Here is a 19,290-nt window from a genome sequence, read left to right as displayed (position 1 = left end):
TCTCTACTGGGTAATAACTAATTTTAAAATAATTGATGATAAAATATTTATAATATTATTACCTCTATTATTAATATCTTTCAACATATTAGAAAATTTATTAGAATTCATAATGTCGGCATTTGATTTTATATATTGAATTAAATATTTCATTCCTTCAGTTAAGTCTTTAAAAACACTTATTAATTCTAAATGTTCTTTTTCTATAATCTTTGGGGGAGATACTAATTCTAAATCAGTTATACTTTTTTCAAGTAATGATACTTCAAGTTCCAATTTTATTAAGACATCCTCTGAATCAATAAAACTTAAACCTTTTGAAACTTGAACTAATCCCCCACCAATTTTTTTTAGTGTTTCTCCATATTCAATGACACTGATTTGCATCGTCAAACCTCCTTACTCGGTTTAAGATTTTTTTGTTATGCTTTTTTTATAAGTTGACCGCATTCTAAACCATTTTTATGGGAAGAATTCCGCTCTTTCCTTTGCTATTATCTGTGACCCTCCGTGTGCATCTAGTATTCCACCGGCAACCTTTATCCAATCCCCTATGTTTGAGATAACTTCTCCTTCTAGCTGCATAATTTCATCACTTGTCATAACCTGTTTGGTAGTACCAACACCGTCTAAAAATTGTCCAATGGTTGAAATCCAAACTCCTCGTAATACTTCTCTTTCATTAGGATCTGATCTAACTTCCTCGCTAATCAACATAATTTTTGATAATAAGACCGCCTCCATTATTGAACCAATAAATTGTATCCAGACTGCAATGGAAATTTGTTTTTCCAGTTTTAATTTCAATTCCTCATTTTCAGTATTTTCCTCGGTTTGCTTATTAGTTTCTGTCTGAAAATCCACTGTTTTTCACCTCAATCTATATATATGTCTATGCTATAACATAGGTGAATGCCTTGCTAAATTCACCTTTAATGGTTTGTCAGTGGACGTACCTGTTTCAGAACTAATAATTTTCTCTTCCTTAGCTATACCCGATCGTTGAACAGGGTAATTTCTTAATGAACTAAACTGCCCCTTTAGTGCCATAAGAAAAAGGCTGCCTCAGCAACCTCTCTTATAGAAGTAAAGCACCCGTTATCTGAATAAAAAACACTTTATTTAACTAAACTCAAGTTCATTGTTTTTTATATTTTGTATTTTGCATTGCCCAAAAAACCATAATTAAATTAATAAAAAATAAATTCAATGTAATTCTTTCATGAAAAACAATTGAAATAACATCATTAACAATTAAACTAACTAAAGTTAATAAAACACCTATTAACAATGCATTAACAGATAGTTTTAATATCTTTACTTCTGAAAAGTTTGGTAAATTTAATATTTTATCTCACTCCTTAAACAGCATCGTAAGCATATATAATTACCAATAACACCGATCTTCAGCTAACGCACCCGTTAGCCATCCATGAATCGCAAAGAATGAAAATGGTTAGGAAGTGTCAATACTGATACTGACCTTAATCCAGTCAACCCTAATCCATAGACTAATTAATTAACGCTCTCCTCTTTTTTAAACGATTGAGCAGGGTCTTCTTAAGTATTGTCATTTTTCTATTTTTAAAGAAACTTATTTTCATGGTAGTTCTATAAGAAAAGCAATTCTTATTAAAGAAATGCGCCCTTTAATTGAATAAGAAGGGACTATATTTTATTGAAATTATCGTCAACAAACCTCTTCATTTTATCTGTACAAGACCGCTAAGTTTCCAGGTTAGTAATTTTGCCGAAAAGTAATGCATCATAATACTTATCCTCTATAAAATAGTGGTCTTTTAATCGTCCTTCTAACTCATACCTGTTCTTTTCAAGTATCCGTGCAGAGCCAATATTGGCATGCACTACCATAGCATGGAGCTTATGAAGATTAAGTGATTTAAATGCAAAATCACTTATCAACGCAACAATCTCTGTTCCATACCCCTTATCCCAATGATGTTTATGCAACACATAACCAATTTCAGCTTGGTTTGCTTCTTGGTCAAAATTGAAAATTATGGCTGTTCCTATAATTGCTTGAGTTAATTTTTCAACAATGGAGGAATATAAATGAGTTCCTGCCGACTCACGTTTTAACATTATTTCAATGAACTGACGAGTTTCCTCCAAAGTACTCATCAAATTCCAGCCAATAAATCGTGAGACCTCTTGATCTGACGCATAATGATGTATCTCTTGAACATCCTCTATCCTTAGTGCTTTGAAGTAGATTTTTTCACCCTCTAATGAATGAAATAAAACAGCCTGCTTCTCCATTTTAACCTCCTCTAACTACGCTTTGTTAATGAACCTCCGATGGAGCGAAAATGTCCCCAATTAAGGTTAAATATCATCGCACTCATCTTAGTATATCCTTTCAAATAATTTTCCAAATATATGTTTCAACTGTTTCCTCGGCAATCTGGCCCTTTAATGGAATAACATGACTGACGTTTTTAAACAACTTTATTATGTTTTAAACGACTTTATTGTAAATTAAACAACTTTAATGTCACTTAACAGTATTCCTTATGGAACTATCCTGCCCCGTTAGTTCCTTCCGCCAGCCTCAATTCCCAACTATTGCACCTTATAGTGGAATTATTGAAAGGTATAAAAATATAGTTATTACCTTTTTATGATTTTGGCAACCTTGAAAATTCCACAGCCGCAAAGAATTATGATACCCATTATAATAATTGGTATTAAAATATTAAGTGACATTAAATCATCTCCCTTTAAATTATGTAAATTATTCTTATACCCATATAATACCACATCAAAAACATCTACTTGTTCAACTAACCTGCCCCGTTAGTTGAATAAGAAAATGGAGCTGTTTCCAACCCCATATTTGTTAGTTCAACAAAATAATAACTTTTATAAGTTAGTTCCATACATACCTGCTTTCATTAGTAAAAGAAAGTGAAAACCAGGGATGGGTGCCTTTACAATTTCATAAACACTTTGATTTCGTTTATTAATAGTATTCCTTTATACACACTTATAATTTCATTCAAATTGATTAGCTATCTTAAAAAAATATTGTATTTGTTAGTCTTCTTATTAACAACTTGTCCAAACCAATCAATACTTTCCTCATAGAATGAATACAAGTAATTATATCGAAATGGAGGAAACAAACCATTGAGTGACACAAATTTTTCAAATGATTCTCCAGGCCCAAAAGGAAAATTAATTACTGGCCATTCAAAGGAGTTTATTTCAGATACACTTGGCTTTCTTACCCGTTTAGCAAAAGAATATGGAGAAGTTGCTAAAATTCGTTTTGGACCTTTCCATAATGTTTACCTTATTTCAAATTCAGATTTAATTAAGCAGGTACTTGTAACAAAACAAAAATCCTTCTTGAAATCAAAGGACTTCTCTGCTTTAAAACCAGTAATCGGAGAAGGCCTTCTTACAAGTGAAAAAGAAATTCACATGCGCCAAAGAAGGCTTATTCAACCCTCTTTCAAAAAGTCTCATATTATCAATTATGCTCAGGATATGATTGATATAACAATGGACTATATTTCCACTTGGAAGAACAGCGAAGAAAGGATAATTACGGAGGATATGATGAGCCTTGCACTGGGTATTATCAGCAAGACCATGTTCAGCATGAACCTCAAAGAAGGATATGGCATGCTCGGGGAACCTATAGAAGCCTTCATGCGAATTGCCGTTAAAAGAATGCGAACACTTCAAATGCCACTATGGGTTCCAACTAAAAACAACCGTGAATATAACATTGCGAAACAGAGACTTGATAAGGTGATTTATAGCTTTATTGAAAAACGCAGAACAGAGGCAGAGAGACATGAGGATATGCTTGGGATTCTAATGGATGCTCGAGATGATGAGGATGGCTTAGCTATGACAGACAAGCAGTTACGTGATGAGTTAATGACCATTTTCCTTGCCGGTCACGAAACAACAGCAAACGCGCTTTCCTGGACCTTATACTTGCTTTCCCAACACCCTGATGTGGAAACTAAACTTTTCAATGAAATAGATAGCGTAATCGGCAACCGTAATCCAACACCTGGCGATTTTATGAAATTAACATACACACAAAATGTTATCTATGAATCAATGCGCATATACCCACCTGCCTATATCATACAACGGGAAGTGGCGGAGGATGTGGTAATTGGAGGGTATCTTTTTAAAAAAGGCGATATGATCCTGTTAAGTCAGTATGTGATGCACCACAAGCCTGAGTATTTTGATAATCCAGATTCCTTTAAACCTGAGCGATTTGAAAACAACTTTATGAAAACCCTACCTCCGTTCGCTTACTTTCCATTTGGCGGAGGTCCGAGAGTTTGTATCGGTAATCATTTTGCAGTGATGGAAGCTGTGCTTGTCCTAGCATGCATTGCTCAACGATATCGGATAAGGCTGGCGCCTGACCATCATGAAGTAAAGCCACTTCCGTCTATTACACTCAGACCGAAACGTGGATTGCGCATGGTAGTCGAAGAAAGAAATATAGAAGGTATCCAACCAGAAGCTTCTGAAATTTAAAGGAATATATGTTGTATTAATGAACAAAATTGTCACTCTACACCTAAGGAAGATCCCTCCTTTAGTTCCATAAAAAAGACTGCCGCATCAACCCTAGTTTTTGAAGTAAACCAGCTAATAGGATGTCAATATCTTTGTCTAAAATTTTCATTCCCCTATGATATACTATTTTTGGCCATGCCAAATAACCCTCCAAAACCCTTTTGGAGGGATTTTCTCTGTTTCACAAAACCGTTAATTAGGCTAAATCTAGGAACGTTTCTTTTCTCTTTAATAAAGCGTAAATCCAATGAAGCAACATATTAATACAGGCAACGATTGACACTTTGGCCGGTTTTCCTTCTGATTTTTTCTTAAGCTTTTTGTTACTTGAACTACCGAACAGTCCGAATACACTACGCTTAATAAACTAACCTGCCCCGTTAGTTCCATAAGGAACAAGCTGCCTTAAATACAGCTCCGACCTTCAGCTTACGCACCCGTTAGTTCATTAAGAAATTCAGTTTATAAGTCCTTTTAAATATGTTTTATGATATTTTTTTAAGAATCCCCAAACAATAATTAGAACCCCAAACACTACAAAGAACAAAATCGGCAGCTGAAAAATAGCCATGTAATCTCCTAATGCCCATGAATTATTTGCTTCAATAACATTCTGGTAGGTATCCTTATATTCATATTGAACAATCCAATTATCCTTTGTACTCGCCACTGTTCCTAAATCATAATCATCGCTAACAATTCCTTCTTTATTAAAAATTTCATACGGATCTTCAATCATAAATGTTGCATACTGATATTCAATGGGGGAAGTGGTAGAAGGTTTTTGTGTTATATTAAATTCTTTCAACCAATCTTTTAATTGAGCGTTCTCTTCTGTGTTAAATATTGCAAGATAATTCAAATGATCCTTATGTTCGTCGAAAAGAGTTTGAATATCCTCTTTTTTGGAGTCAGAAATCACATCATCATCACCTACAATGGTTAACACATCGTTCATGATGATGCTTCTTTCTTCCTTGAAATTATATATTTCTAAGGAGGTATTTACAAAAATGATAGCTCCTAGCACAAGTGAAACCAATGAAAATAATAAGATATAACGAGCAAATCTCTTTTGTACACTAAAAAATTCTGATAATCCTTTAATCATGTGTTTTTTATCTCCGAAGTTTTCAATAGCCATTCTGCTCGCTTCTTCTTCAGATACTCCCTTTTCTTTTAACTCATAGGCAGCCTCTAATAAATGCGATTGCATTTCCTCTTTTAATTCGTCAATTTCGTTTTTATCACCATCAACATTTCGATAAACAGAATTAACATACTCTTCAATTTGCTTCAATCTTTTCTCCCCCTTCCAAAAACGTATCGATTAATTTTTTTACAAATTTCCATTCCGAACGCTTTTCTTCAAATTCTTCTTCACCCATGGCTGTAAGCCTGTAATATTTTCTTCTTCCTCCTGGTCCTTGTTCATCCCCCCAGTAAGAAGAAACCCATTCATTCTTTTCTAATCTCTTTAAAGATAGATAAAGCGTACCTTCTTTTAATTCAAATTGGTCATCACTCTTTTCTCGGACGATTTTGGCTAATTCATAGCCGTACATATCCCTCCTATGTAAAAGAGAAAGGATGAGAGTGTCTATATGACCTTTCAAGACTTCCTTATTAATTTCCAATTTTCCCACCTCTTGGTATAAATATATTTTACATTACCTTATAATGCAAGGTATTCCTTCAAAAAAAACAGGTTTTTAATTAACTAACCTGCCCCGTTAGTTCCATAAGAAAAAGCTGTCTTAAATACAGCACCGAACTTCAGCTAACGCACCCGTTAGTTCTATAAGAAAAGTATTCTTATTAAAGAATCGCGCCCTTTAACGGAACAACTCTATTACCACTCAAAATTCCCTTGATCCATTTTTTAATTTCAGATGTACTTTATCTTTTGGACATAAAAACACCCCTTTAGAGGATATTATCCAAAGGGGTTAAACGGTGCAACTTTATTATAAACATCGCGACTTTATTTCAAAGCCACATCATTTTCCCTTTAATTCAGCTAAATAGTGTCTTACGGCACTTTCAACTAGTTCATAAACCGTCCTATCATGAATGATTGCTTGTATTTTTAGTTCCTTCATAAGTTCAACATCCATATCGAATGAAGAACGTTTTCTTATAACGTTGGTTCGTTCTATGGTTGGTGCTGATTGTTCGTTCGCTTGTTCGACCTGTTCTTTACCACGTTTTATGCCAACGTTAGAACGTTGGTTGGTATCGTTAATAGGTTCTTTATTTACATTAGTTGAAACGTTCGCCTTTGCGTTTCCTGCTGTTGCAAAGTCATAAATAAGCTGCTCTTGTACCGTTTCCTCATCACCTTCACCAACGAAATACCAGCCTTTTTCGCCTGAATTTCTATACTTATAACCAGCTTTATTCAATGCTTTACTTAGTAATTTTTCTGAAAGATGAACATCAGCCCTTTTGGCAATATTCGCTGGTGTATCAGTTTTAATTAACTCCAAGATTTCACCGATTTTCATTTAGTACGCTCACGGGAAAACCAATACTTTGTTTTGATATTTCGATAAGTCCCAATGTCTTTGATCAGCTCGGCAATAAGATCATAACCGCAATATGTGTGCCTCAGCGTGCTAAATTCATCTAATGTGACATAATCATCACTCTTTAATTCAACGTGACACTCTCCACAACAAATCGCCATATCCAACACCTCCAAAAAGTATATTGATATATTCGTCGAAACTTGGTGGCTATCCTTCTTTCGTACAAAAAACAGGTCTATTGACGGTCCTTTAATGTTTGTTAGTTTTTCAAAATTCTCTTTGGATATGAATCATATCAAAGGAATGCCTTTAAGGTGTGCCTGTTTCCATAAAAAAAAGAACCATAATTCCTATCTCTCGAAATCCATCCCTCTTTCTTTTCTGTTCATCACTTTTTCATTTTCTTTCACTTTCAAAAATGTTTGCACGCCTTTTACTTCTTGCTCATCTGTAAAATGTTTTTTTAATAATCGTTCTCCCATTTTATCTAAGACTGGGGCCTTAAAAGCCCCAACATGATGGCTGAAGTCCTTTACTTTATCTCAAAAAGGCCTACGATCCTTGTTATTCAGGGATCGTAGGCTTTTTTATTACTTTTTCTTGCTTATTAGATAACTGTTTTTGTATGTATCCTTGAGTAAGTTTAAAGGTTTAAGAATATTATATCGGTGTTAATCATAATATTCGCCAGTAACAAAGAACCCACCACAATCCTTACACCTAGAATACCAAGAAAGACCTCCACCATATTGAGAGTGTTGCCAGAAACCTTCTCTTTATCGAATACATGATTACATTTTTTCCTACGTTCCTCCCAATCTCTCATATGGTCTATTTCCTCATCAATTCGTTTTACATCCGCTTTTATCAAAGAAAAAAGGTCAGTCCCACTGAGTTAATACTTTAACACAGCGGGAACTGACGACCCCATTGTCTATTAGACATTTTGATTTTAGCTTTATCTGCCTCAGGTGTTATACCTTTCTACTTATCTATTTAATTGTTTCACTTTTACAGGCTTTTTTTCCTTGCTTACTTTGATGATTTGTCCGATAATACTGATGGCAATTTCTTCTGATGTTTCCGAGCCAATTTCCAATCCGATTGGAGAATGGACCTGCTCCAACTGTTCTTGCGTGACCCCTTCACTTTTTAACTTTTCAAATATGCTTATGACCTTGCGTTTACTGGCGACCATCCCAACATATGCAATCGGAAATTGCAATGCCGTTTTTAATACAATATCATCACAATCTTTTGTAACAATAACCACATATGACTTTTCATTTAGATTGGCTGCGAGCAAAGCCTTTCCAATATCCTCGTTCACAAAAAGGTTTGTCGCATTAGGAAAGCGTTCCTTCGTACAATAACCAACGCGATCATCGACAATGCAATAAGGATATTCGAGGAAATCAGCGAGCTTTGCCAACGCATAGCCTAAATGACCGGCCCCAGCCAGAATGAGTTCAGGCCTGCTTGTATAGACTTCAATAAAGACCCGTAACGTGCCGCCACAATTCATCTGAATTCCGTCTTTTGCATGTTTATTCAATTTATATTCAACGATTTTCGATTGGCCATTTTGGATCGCCTTTACACTATCTTCGATCACATAGTGTTCAGCCAAGCCCCCTCCGACAGTCCCTTCAATGGTACCATCCCGGTAGACAATCATTTTTCCAACATGCCTGGGAGTCGAGCCCTTTGATTCAATAATCATGGCTAAAGCAAAGGTTTCGTTTTGACGCGTCAGCATGGCCACTTTTTCTATCAGCAGCATGAAAAGCTCCCCCCTATTTTTAAACATTAATTCGGTTGATATTGCTTCATGCTAAGAAAATAACGTAAAAGATGTAACGCAACGGTTTTTCTGTAAGCCGCAGTGGAGCGTTGATCGTCGATTGGTCTAATGATCTTATCGAAGGCTGCCACAATCACAGCGATGTCTGCATCGGCTAATGGTATCGTTTTTCCAACCAGCTTCTTCTCAATATCAATGGAACGAACCATCGTAGGTCCGACCGCCCCGAAGGCAAATCGAATGTCATCGATTCGATCTTTGCTTATCCGGACGAAACCCGCAAACGATACTTTGGCAATGGCATCTGCGTTGCGGTTGCCGACTTTCTCGAAAACGACATGTGAATCTTCTAATACGAACGGCAGAATAATCTCCGTTACTATTTCATTGTGAAAGCGTTGAACCCGTCGTGGACCTTGAATAAAATCGCTAATCGCAACCATACGATCACCATTTACGGAGCGCAACAGAAGCTTTGCATTGTATACATATAATAAAGGAAGCATGTCACCGGCTGGAGAGGCGTTGCAAATATTACCGCCAAATGTTCCCCGGTTTCTAATTGCTGGGGCAGCAATTGTTTTAATTGCATTCTTTAAAGCAAAAGGAATCAACGGATTTTCAAGTAATTCACTATAGGTACAGCAGGCCCCGATGTGGAGATCCTTGTGATGTTGATACACCTGCTTTAATTCGGAAAGATGATTAATAAAAACAATCGGTTTAGGGATTTTCGGAGGTACTCCCCTTCTACTTTTGTGAAGAACCATAACATCGGTGCCTCCGGCTATGATTGCACAATCTTCTCTATTCAATTGGCTCAACGTTTCGTCTAAACGCTCGAAGCGATACGCTTTTATTTTCTCTACCATAAGCCATCACCTTTTTTAGCTGCTAGGTTAATCGCCTCAACAATCATATTGTAGCCCGTACATCGGCACAGATTTCCGGAGATGCCTTCACGAATTTCAGCCTCTGAAGGATGAGGATTTTTAGATAACAAAGCTGCACTTGCCATAATCATCCCCGGAATGCAATAGCCGCATTGCACTCCCCCGGCGATGGAATAGCTCTCATCTAAAATTTTAAATTGTTCCGTTTCAATGATGCCTTCGATCGTTTGAATATCGGTACCAGCAATCGAGCCAATTGGTATAAGGCAGCTGTTTTGCAGGAGGTTATTCACAAAAACACTGCAGGCTCCGCACTCCCCTTCACCACAGCCTTCCTTTGTTCCGATTAACTCAAACTCATTTCTTAATAAATCTAGTAATCTTGCTGTAGCAGGGGCGTCAGTTTCTACCGTTCTTCCATTTAGTATGAATTTAATCAACCCTCTTCACCTTCTTTCATCCAAAGACTTTCAATAATGACTTCCGGTGTAATCGGAATTTGCTGAAAAGAAGTTTGCAGGGCATCCTCGATCGCAGCTTGGACTGCTGGAGCGCCTCCGATTAAAGTCAATTCACCTGCGCCCTTCGCCCCGTATGGACCATCAGCATAGGGGTTATCAAAGACCTTGCTTTCAATTGAAACAACATCCAATGAAGTCGGCGGTCCATAATCCGATATGCTTTTTTGTTGGATTCTACCTTGCTTTGACGTCATCTTTTCTAGATAACCGTATGCTAGCCCTTGAGCCAAACCACCGTCAATTTGGCCTTTCATAATCCGTTCATCGATGACCTTCCCAACTTCATAATTACCGTATACTTTTTCTAACTTTATATTTCCTATTAACGTATCAACTTCTACTTCAACGATATTAACGCCCCATGAATAAGCCGGGTAGGCATCTCCAGTGAAGGTTTTCTCGTCCCAAGGAATCATTTCACGGTGAACATAGTGCTCAACTACTTCCTGTTCCAGCCCTGTTTGCCACTGATCCTTAAGTTTTTTTGCGGCCCGTTCAAGCAATTTTCCGACAATCATCGTGGTCCTGGAAGCTACGGTCGGACCCGAGTCGGGAACCTCTTTTGTGTCGGGATAAGGGTACAAAATATCTTCGAACGGGAGGTTAAGTTCTTTGGCGACAATTTTACACAACGTCGTCAAAATACCTTGTCCCATATCAGAGTTTGAGATTTTTAGTGATACCTGGTCGTCCTTTGATTTAACCAGCTTCACCGTTGCTTTAATATGATCTCTTTCGCCACTGCCTGTAAATCCACAGCCGTGAAGGAACAGCGAAGTTCCTATGCCTTTTTTATAGCGCTGATTTTGTTGATTTAAGCGCTGAAAGTCTTCTTTTTTCTTTTTGTATTCTGACACGTTGAGTAGGTCCTCAATCATTTCTCCCACTAATATCGGGTCGCGGAATTTACCTTTGGTGATGGTGGGGTCTCCTTGTTTGACGAGGTATTTTCGTTTATATTCAAGCGGGTCGATTTTTGCCAGTTTACTAAGATGTCCAATATGACTTTCGATTCCGGCAAAGCTTTGTGGAGCACCAAAGCCTCTGAAGGCGCCGTTCGGAACGGTATTGGTTTTTAAGACATAGCCTTTTGCATGAAAATGCGGAATTTTATAAACACCGGCACTGTTTATTAATGCGCGCTGCAGCACGACAGAGCTCAATCCCACATTTGCCCCTCCATCGAGAAAGATGTCAACACACATGCTCAAAATATTTCCTTCCTTATCAAGGGCCGTTCGATATTTGAGTTTGGCCGGATGTCTTTTCGTTGTAACCAGCATATCCTCAGAACGGTCGAACACGAGCATTACCGATTTTTTGACTGCTCTTGCGGCAACGGCTACGTGACAAGCCATCATCGAAGGATAATCTTCTTTGCCGCCAAAACCTCCGCCGGTAGGACTTTGAACAACTCTGACTTCATCGTCACTACAGGCTAATGCGCTTAGCAATGCATTTTTTATATAATAAAGACATTGCATCGATCCCTGGACGACAATTTCATCATCCTTATAAACGGCGAGCATTCCTTGCGGCTCAAGGTAGACATGCTCCTGATAACCCGTATCATATTCTTCTTCGATGATTTGATGGGCTCCCTGCTCGATAGCTGAAATGTTCTCTAAGCTTTCCCCAAATTCATAGCTTGCCAAAACTAAGGGTACTGATTTTTGCTTGATCGCTTCGTCCAATGTATAGATAGCCTGATGTTCTTCAAATTCAACCTTCACTTCATTTAACAAACTGTACAGGATATCCAGGTCTTTGCCCGTGAGCATGAGAATCGGCTCACCAATATAATTGACCCACTCATTGGCAAAAATGGGCTGATCTTCTTTGATAATTTTGACATAATTCGGTCCGGGGATATGCTCTGCTCCAACAGCTTCATACCCTTCCGGAAGGTTAGGTAATTGAATGGATATGATTTTTCCATAAGCAATTGGCGATCGATACAAAACACCATAAACCATATTTTCCACTTTCACGTCACTAATATAGGGCAACTGGCCCGATACTTTACCTTTATGGTCCTTTTTGGGCACTGAGGTGCTTATGTCTTTGAGATTCATTGCAACAACACCCTTCGACTCATTTTTTTAAAGGGACATATTCTGAATAGAAACCTCTTCCTACGATTTTATCAATGAGAATGATCTTTTATGATTCATTTCTATTCAAGATTTTCGTAGTTTTTAATTATATTTTTACTTCGAGAAATTTAAAGCTTTATCATAATCAATGGCCTTTTGGTAATCCTCCGGTGTATCAACATCCATTAATACTCCCGCATCATCTACATTCATGTATTGCTTTTCGTAACCGTCCAGGACCACACGCAAATTACTTTCTGGATTGGTTTCGAGAATTTTCTGTTTCACTTCGCTTGATAATTTAATGGGATGGCCGCCTTTATAGTCAAAGCTGGGAATAACCACGTTTCCTTTGTGTTTTGCTAGTAGCTGAACAGTCTCTTTTTTAACAAGCGGACAATCTCCGGGCGTTATAAAGAAGGTTGGGGCATTTACTTCGTTGCAGCCCTTTTGAATGGAATGAAACATTCCCTGGTTAAAGTTTTCATTATAAACAAACTTGATCTGAAATGAATAGGCATTTTTACTGATGATTTTGGCAATCTCCTCTTGGATGATTTCCGCTTGAAACCCAGCTACGACGATGACCCTGCTGCATAATCCTTCAAATTTAGAGATCGTTTGCTCCAACACGCTCATTTGCCCCATCGGCAAAGTCATTTTAAATGCATTCGCTCGGCTGGAATATCCAGCAGCTAGGACGATTGCTTCCATGTTTGTCACCTTCTACCTATCATTTTTCTGAATTCTCACAATAAAAGCACAAGCGGAGTAAGGATTTGCTGTATGGACTATTAAGAGATCATTAATTGTTTATGCTTTGAATTTTAATTAAAGAATCTGGATAGTGTTTTTTCTTTATATGCGTAAAAGTCTCATTATATTACTTATTAACCAACTTGATACTATTTTTAAATTATCAAAAGATATAAAAGGACAATACATAGTCCCTATTTTAAGAGAAAGAGTGTCAAGTATTGACCAAGGTTTAATCGAAGAAGCTAAAATTATTGAATTATCAGAGAACGATAAATTTTTTAGAATATAAAGAAGCCTTTGCTCTCATGAGCAAAGACTTTTTTTTGACGAGTTTCTTCTATTCTTCCTTCTACATTATATGAAAATTGGAAAATTATCCATGATTATTAAACTATCCTGCCCCGTTAGTTCCATAAGAAAAAGCTGCCTTAAAGACAGCTCCGATCTTCAGCTCGCACCCGTTAGTTGAACAAGTAAAAATCCACACTAGAGTCATTTAATGATTTCATAATGAACAAAGTTTTGTTACGAGAAAGGCAATAAAAAACGTCTTTTTCAAATCGAACAGTGGTGTGTTCAGAAAAGGACGAGTTTTGGAACAAATAATAACTTATTTATAATATCGTTCTTAATCGATAAAAATCAAATAAACGCCAATCCCTTATAGATATGGGATTGGCGTTTTGGCGTACTTCTTAAAGTTACAAATATGTTAAGTTCATTTTATAAATATTTCAAGAAATGTTTTTCAATTCCTCTGTTAATCGTAGGAATTCTTCTTTGTTTTTATCCTGTAATGACTGGTCAATCTCTTTTCGGATTTGCTCTTTTCGGAAATTAAGAAGGGCTTTGTTTATCACCATTTCAGCAAATTCAGAATCCTTGACGTTTATTTCAGGTTGTAGTGGTGTATTAGCCAAATTCTTTTCCATAGGAAACCAACTCCTTGACCTTTTTTCTATTATACCAAAAGTTTTCAAACTATTCAAATAATTATTCGAGTAGTTCCAATGACTCAATGAAAATGAGTCAGTGAAAAATATAAGTGAAAAAACAGATTTAATAGATAGGATTAAAGGTGTTAACATATGAATACTGAAGATAAATATATTAATCTTTTAAAAGAAGCAGAGAATTTAGTAATCGATACTATTTCAGAAACTATGGATGATTTATACTGGGTTACAGCATCGACTGGGAGATTATTTTATCTTATGTTTCAAGGATGAAGCGATGACCCTAAAAGAACCTAAGAATACTTTATAACCTGTTTCTTCTAACATTTCTCTTTCAAACAAGAAGTTACTCTTCTTAATCAAATTAATCTTTAACTTTATTTTTGTGTCTATTTGCTAACTTCATAGCGAAGAACTGAGGAATCAAATTCAAAAAACTAACCAAGAATAATAATTGATATGGAGTTAGTGGCTTAAAATAGCCACCCCATCGTTCGTTACTTGTCATCTCGCTTATGAAATATAATGAAATTATTACAGATAATATATTACCAATAATAAGAGAGATTGAATTATTAAAGAGTTTGCCGAAGAAAGCAAGAAGTGAAGTCACTACAATCATAATTAAATAGCCAAGCATTGAACGGTTAGCAAAATCTTGGTGCATTGAAAAATAAACAAAAGGAAAACAGTATAAACAGACTATTAGAATACCAATTACTATTTTTCTTAGAACAAGCAAAATCTTATTCTTCATATATCCCTATACCTTTGTCTATCTCGATAGTCCCCACCTCCTGTAATTCAATTAAACGACTTAAACTCTCTTCTTTATTAAAAGAACTATGCCAACGATAATCATATTGATCCAATATACGGTAATGGTTACTAATCAAATTTTGTTGCAAACGAAAATCCCCTCTATACTCGATTTCTTGCCACCATATCTTACCACCCATTGTTTTTTCTTTAGGCGTACCACCATTTTTGCTAGTAATTAACTGAACAAAATCAACTGGATTGTCACCAATTGATGATATCAACAATTGGCTATGATTAAACAAAGCACAAAATGCAACAACGGTGGTCCAATTGGCTTCTGTTCTTCTTTTTTCAATTTGAACTAGTGTTTTTTTTGAAATCCCTAGAATTTCAGACATCTTATCTTGAGAAAAACTTTGTTCTGTTCGGACAAGTTTCATTTTTTCTGATATTAAATTGATGAATTCTTCTTTTTCCATATATACTAAATACTCCTTTTTAGTGTAATTTTACACTAATAGTATTATTTTTCAATAAAAAATACCCTTTTTGAATAAAAAGCAACTTTAAAACACAAAGAAAAAAGCAAGAAATAACCTTGCTCTAAATAAGTTTGAAATGGAAATATTTCTTAATTAAGGCTTGTTGAACTAACCTGCCCCGATAGTTCCATAAGAAAAAGCTGTCTTTAAGACAGCTCCGATCTTCAGCTAACACACCCGTTAGTTCTATAAGAAATTCAGTTTATAAGTCCTTTTAAATATGTTTTATGATATTTTTTTAAGAATCCCCAAACACTACAAAGAACAAAATCCCACAATGCAATAGCTAAGAAAGATTGCCATGGACTTTACATGCCCCTACTTAATAGTGGCTTTTCATGAGTACAGTTCAGGTATTTTCGGAATACAGCATTAAAATATCCTACATCAATAATTGCTATTTCTCCTTTATTTGGGATTGAATATGAGTCAGCTGAAGTGATTCATTGATTAATACCAAGTCTATTGCATCCAATTCTTTTTTGCAGCACGAACATTTTACAGGTAGTAAGTTTTCTTTTTCCATTATAGAAGCCCCCTTTTTGATAAATAGGTATTCTCTATGTCTAGTTGCTAATCCTACCTGTTCACATAACCGTCAAAAATCCCTTTTACCATTACATATTCAGTTGGTGTCTACATAGCTTGTTCAACTAACCTGCCCCGATAAAAGAGCTGCCTTAAAGACAGCTCCGATCTTCAGCTAACGCACCCGTTAGTTCTATAGGGCTTTATTTCAATCACTCTTTTTATCAATTGCTTCATAAGGTATTTCTTTTCTGACTCTATTTCTTGAGGTTCGCTTGAGTAATTTCGAACCAATCCAATATTGATGTCATCAATAGGTGTATATTGATTACTTGGTATAGTTTTATTCTTCTTAAACATCCTAAAAAGAGTAAAAATAATCACCCCGATAATTAATGCAAGTACAAAGTATTGCATTTAACCTCCCCCAATCAAAAAGTCGATACCTACATTTCACCATATATTCCATAATCCTTATGCAACTAACCTGCCCTTTAGCTCTATAAGAAAAAAGCGACGCTTCGTTATTGAAGTATCGCACATGTTAGTTCAACAACTATTTCATTTGCATTAAGCTCGTCCACAAAAATTTTTCTCCGAAAAATTCACTTGGTTGAGTAATCTTTTTCATTCCCCTAAAACTAATGATATCAAAATCCTTTGCGAATACTTCTTTAAGCCTGCTACATACGGCAGTCTTGGTGGCATCATTGTGTTAATGATCTGGTTTTATTTATCGAAATCAATGCCTTCATAAAATGAAGAACATCCAAAATGTGAATGAGTTTCCTTCAGTTCCCGTAATACCTGAAAGCTCTTCAACGAACACTAATCAAGTAATAACATTTTGTATTAGGGAGGAATTCTTTCATGAGTAAGAAAGGAAAGCATAAGGGTAAAAAGGGGAACCATAAAACATCAAGTTCTGCAAATGGGCAGAATGGCGATCATTAAAAAGTTAAACTGCATACAAAAGGGAGCCTTTTAGGCTCCTTTTGTACGTTAGTGAATGAAATAACTTATGGGTGGCCCCTTTTTTTATCTGTTTTACTAAAATTTAAAGTGGAGTGTAATCAATCCGTATCTTTTCACTTTTTTTGTAGTTTCATTTAGGTCTTGTAGCTCTTATTTTCCCACTTTCACCTAGCTCACGAGAAAACTCTTCATCCACACGATCCGGTTCTATTTTTAAGTTTTTGGGAGTTTGAGGTAATGAATTTTTACTGCTAGATGGTTTTTGATTTTTTGATCTTCCCATAATATTGCCTCCTAATGAAATTTTAATCTTTATTAGTATGGCTAAGAATCACATTTATATATCTTTAGATTTGCTCATGAGCGAACATTTTTATCTTAAAAACAGTTTTTGGGGACAGCTCCTTTTCCTACTACTTACGCACCCGTTAGTTCATTAAGCTAATTTTTCAGATGTTCATTCCTAAGAATTGAACATCGCCATATCACTATACTTACCATAATTAACGACTTGCGATATCCATTTTACCCATCCTCGTTATGAATATTGAGGTTAATTTACTTGAACCTGAATTTCTTTATACAGAGTTGCAAATTTTCGAATTGGTTTTAATACACGCAAGTACATAATTTCTAGTAGGCAAAGCCAACATATAGGGAAAGAAATTGAAATGGTCGAGGAGGGAATAATTTGAAGGCATCTGATTTGTTTGTAAGATGTTTAGAGAATGAAGGGGTTCAGTATATTTTTGGGATCCCTGGTGAGGAAAATACGGATCTTATTGATTCTCTAATAAGCTCTGATATTAAATTTATTTTGGTTCATCATGAACAAGCTGCTGCTTTTATGGCAGACATCTATGGCCGACTAACTGGAAAGCCTGGCGTTTGTTTGGGCACATTGGGTCCAGGTGCAACCAATTTATTGACAGGGATAGGAAGTGCTTATCTGGATTATTCCCCTGTTGTCGCGATTACAGGTCAAGCGGGCCTTGATCGAATTCATAAGGAGTCGCATCAATATGTGGACATTATTGGGGTTTTTAATGAAGTAACGAAATGGAATCAACAAATTAAGGTGCCGCATACGATTCCGGAAATTATCCGTAAAGCATTTAAAACTGCAGTCATAGAAAAGCCGGGAGCTGTTCATATAGAACTCCCGGAAGATGTGGCGATGATGGATACAGAAGGTGAACCTCTTCCGGTTACACCAATGCCTAGATCCCGCCCAGCCGAGGAAGAAATCAAAAAAGCCGTCGAATTAATAAATCGCGCTAAAAGGCCTATTATTCTAGCTGGTAATGGCGTAATCCGCGATGGAGCTGCTGAGTCCTTACGGAAATTTGCAGAAGAGAAGCAAATTCCTGTTGTGAATTCGTTCATGGCCAAAGGAGTTTTACCTTCTAACCATCCATTGACCCTTTTTACAGTAGGGATGCAAGCAAGGGATTATGTTTTATGCGGGTTTGATTTGGCCGACCTTATTATCACCGTTGGCTATGATTTCGTCGAGTATTTGCCAAAGTATTGGAACGATGAGGCAATGAATCCGATTGTTCATATTGATGCTCGACCAGCTGAGATTGATGCTCATTACCCCGTTCAAGCTGAATTGGTCGGGAACGTTACGGAGGCACTTGAAGCCTTGACCACTGGTGTAGCAAAAAAAGAGCTTTGGCCAGAAGTGAAAAAGTTAAGGTCTCAAATCATTGAAGAATTTCATTCTTCTGATGATGTATCAGGAAGCCCTATCATCCCTCAGCGAATTATCGCCGATTTGAAAAGGGCGGAAAAAGGTAATGCCATTGTCATATCGGATGTGGGTGCCCATAAATTATGGATTGCCCGGATGTATCAGCCGGAAATGCCTAATCACACTATCATTTCTAATGGCTTTGCATCGATGGGAATTGCCATTCCCGGCGCAATTGCAGCCAAAATGGCAAAACCCGATAAACCTGTCATTGCGGTTACAGGGGATGGTGGATTTCTGATGAATGGGGTTGAATTGGCAACTGCAAAACGTCTAGGTCTTGCCTTCGTGATAGTCATTTTCCATGATTCAAAATACGGCCTAATTGAATGGAAGCAATTGAATAAATTTGATCGTACGAATGCGATTGAATTTACAGACCCAGACTTTTTAGGGTTCGCAAAAAGTTTTGGGGTTAAAGGAGTTAAAGTAACCCACTCAGATGAATTGCTTCATGCATTAGAAGAAGCGATTTCAAGTCAGGAAATTGTCTTGATTGATGTTGATGTCGATTATTCGGAAAATGTAAAGCTCTCGAAAACACTAGGTGATTATATTTGTAAATTATAAAGGCAGATATTATTGGAGG

The 19,290-nt window shown here is 36.5% G+C and carries 19 protein-coding genes and 1 pseudogene; 3 read left to right on the top strand and 17 right to left on the bottom strand.

Translation table 11 applies throughout. From position 1 onward, the window contains the following. Positions 1-3 precede the first annotated feature (3 nt). From NYE63_RS10940 to NYE63_RS10930, 3 genes are all read right to left on the bottom strand, one after another. Complete coding sequence (locus tag NYE63_RS10940; RefSeq protein WP_342605139.1) at positions 4-387, bottom strand: hypothetical protein; 384 nt, start codon at positions 385-387, stop codon at positions 4-6. Between the two features lie 75 nt (positions 388-462). Further along, positions 463-864, bottom strand: a complete 402-nt coding sequence (locus tag NYE63_RS10935) for a hypothetical protein (RefSeq protein ID WP_342605138.1) — start codon at positions 862-864, stop codon at positions 463-465. 861 nt (positions 865-1,725) lie between these two features. Beyond that, positions 1,726-2,280 (bottom strand): GNAT family protein, encoded by a 555-nt coding sequence (locus NYE63_RS10930; protein ID WP_063236547.1) that lies wholly within the window; start codon positions 2,278-2,280, stop codon positions 1,726-1,728. A gap of 870 nt (positions 2,281-3,150) precedes the next feature. Here NYE63_RS10930 and NYE63_RS10925 point away from each other — a divergent pair. Beyond that, the gene (locus NYE63_RS10925; protein ID WP_342605137.1) at positions 3,151-4,536 is read left to right on the top strand and encodes a cytochrome P450; all 1,386 of its coding nucleotides are present in this window, start codon (positions 3,151-3,153) and stop codon (positions 4,534-4,536) included. Between the two features lie 238 nt (positions 4,537-4,774). On the opposite strand, the pseudogene NYE63_RS10920 reads toward NYE63_RS10925, so the two are convergent. From NYE63_RS10920 to NYE63_RS10875, 10 genes and pseudogenes are all read right to left on the bottom strand, one after another. Further along, positions 4,775-4,912 (bottom strand): annotated as a pseudogene (locus NYE63_RS10920) (IS110 family transposase); the annotation flags it as partial. 123 nt (positions 4,913-5,035) lie between these two features. Next, the gene (locus NYE63_RS10915; RefSeq protein WP_342605136.1) at positions 5,036-5,878 is read right to left on the bottom strand and encodes a permease prefix domain 1-containing protein; all 843 of its coding nucleotides are present in this window, start codon (positions 5,876-5,878) and stop codon (positions 5,036-5,038) included. Beyond that, positions 5,865-6,215, bottom strand: a complete 351-nt coding sequence (locus NYE63_RS10910) for a PadR family transcriptional regulator (protein WP_342605135.1) — start codon at positions 6,213-6,215, stop codon at positions 5,865-5,867. Before NYE63_RS10910 ends, NYE63_RS10915 begins: the two co-directional genes overlap by 14 nt. Positions 6,216-6,578: 363 nt before the next feature. Further along, the gene (locus tag NYE63_RS10905; protein ID WP_342605134.1) at positions 6,579-7,085 is read right to left on the bottom strand and encodes a hypothetical protein; all 507 of its coding nucleotides are present in this window, start codon (positions 7,083-7,085) and stop codon (positions 6,579-6,581) included. Between the two features lie 1,012 nt (positions 7,086-8,097). Beyond that, positions 8,098-8,892: an XdhC/CoxI family protein gene (locus tag NYE63_RS10900; RefSeq protein WP_342605133.1), complete on the bottom strand. Its 795-nt coding sequence runs from the start codon at positions 8,890-8,892 to the stop codon at positions 8,098-8,100. Between the two features lie 26 nt (positions 8,893-8,918). Then, positions 8,919-9,785, bottom strand: a complete 867-nt coding sequence (locus NYE63_RS10895; RefSeq protein ID WP_342605132.1) for a xanthine dehydrogenase family protein subunit M — start codon at positions 9,783-9,785, stop codon at positions 8,919-8,921. Then, positions 9,779-10,246, bottom strand: a complete 468-nt coding sequence (locus NYE63_RS10890; RefSeq protein ID WP_342605131.1) for a (2Fe-2S)-binding protein — start codon at positions 10,244-10,246, stop codon at positions 9,779-9,781. Before NYE63_RS10890 ends, NYE63_RS10895 begins: the two co-directional genes overlap by 7 nt. Continuing rightward, positions 10,243-12,402, bottom strand: coding sequence for a xanthine dehydrogenase family protein molybdopterin-binding subunit (locus NYE63_RS10885; protein ID WP_342605130.1), 2,160 nt, complete (start codon positions 12,400-12,402; stop codon positions 10,243-10,245). Before NYE63_RS10885 ends, NYE63_RS10890 begins: the two co-directional genes overlap by 4 nt. 135 nt (positions 12,403-12,537) lie before the next feature. Then, a complete protein-coding gene (locus NYE63_RS10880; RefSeq protein WP_342605129.1) occupies positions 12,538-13,137 on the bottom strand; it encodes a nucleotidyltransferase family protein in 600 nt (199 codons plus the stop codon). Positions 13,138-13,916: 779 nt separating this feature from the next. Continuing rightward, the gene (locus tag NYE63_RS10875; RefSeq protein ID WP_342605128.1) at positions 13,917-14,114 is read right to left on the bottom strand and encodes an IDEAL domain-containing protein; all 198 of its coding nucleotides are present in this window, start codon (positions 14,112-14,114) and stop codon (positions 13,917-13,919) included. A 156-nt stretch (positions 14,115-14,270) separates the two neighbouring features. On the opposite strand from NYE63_RS10875, the gene NYE63_RS10870 reads away from it, so the two are divergent. Next, positions 14,271-14,411 carry a hypothetical protein gene (locus tag NYE63_RS10870; protein ID WP_342605127.1) on the top strand — a complete coding sequence of 47 codons (141 nt, stop codon included), beginning with the start codon at positions 14,271-14,273 and terminating at the stop codon, positions 14,409-14,411. Positions 14,412-14,884: 473 nt separating this feature from the next. Here NYE63_RS10870 and NYE63_RS10865 read toward each other — a convergent pair whose 3' ends face one another. The 4 genes from NYE63_RS10865 to NYE63_RS10850 all read right to left on the bottom strand — a co-directional run bounded on the left by NYE63_RS10865 (position 14,885) and on the right by NYE63_RS10850 (position 17,228). Continuing rightward, positions 14,885-15,379 (bottom strand): transcriptional regulator, encoded by a 495-nt coding sequence (locus NYE63_RS10865; RefSeq protein WP_342605126.1) that lies wholly within the window; start codon positions 15,377-15,379, stop codon positions 14,885-14,887. Between the two features lie 460 nt (positions 15,380-15,839). After that, positions 15,840-15,968 (bottom strand): hypothetical protein, encoded by a 129-nt coding sequence (locus NYE63_RS10860; RefSeq protein WP_342605125.1) that lies wholly within the window; start codon positions 15,966-15,968, stop codon positions 15,840-15,842. A gap of 173 nt (positions 15,969-16,141) precedes the next feature. Continuing rightward, positions 16,142-16,387 carry a hypothetical protein gene (locus NYE63_RS10855; RefSeq protein WP_342605124.1) on the bottom strand — a complete coding sequence of 82 codons (246 nt, stop codon included), beginning with the start codon at positions 16,385-16,387 and terminating at the stop codon, positions 16,142-16,144. 688 nt (positions 16,388-17,075) lie between these two features. Further along, positions 17,076-17,228, bottom strand: a complete 153-nt coding sequence (locus NYE63_RS10850; RefSeq protein ID WP_155726546.1) for a YfhD family protein — start codon at positions 17,226-17,228, stop codon at positions 17,076-17,078. Between the two features lie 408 nt (positions 17,229-17,636). Here NYE63_RS10850 and NYE63_RS10845 point away from each other — a divergent pair, with 408 nt between their 5' ends. Then, positions 17,637-19,271 carry an acetolactate synthase large subunit gene (locus tag NYE63_RS10845; protein WP_342605123.1) on the top strand — a complete coding sequence of 545 codons (1,635 nt, stop codon included), beginning with the start codon at positions 17,637-17,639 and terminating at the stop codon, positions 19,269-19,271. The last annotated feature ends 19 nt before the right edge of the window (positions 19,272-19,290 follow it).

Origin of the sequence: Peribacillus sp. FSL E2-0159 (genome assembly GCF_038643155.1) — a bacterium.
In the GTDB taxonomy this organism is placed as follows: domain Bacteria; phylum Bacillota; class Bacilli; order Bacillales; family DSM-1321; genus Peribacillus; species Peribacillus simplex.
Note: the sequence above shows the minus strand (reverse complement) of the source record. Positions and strands in the feature narration are given on the sequence as shown.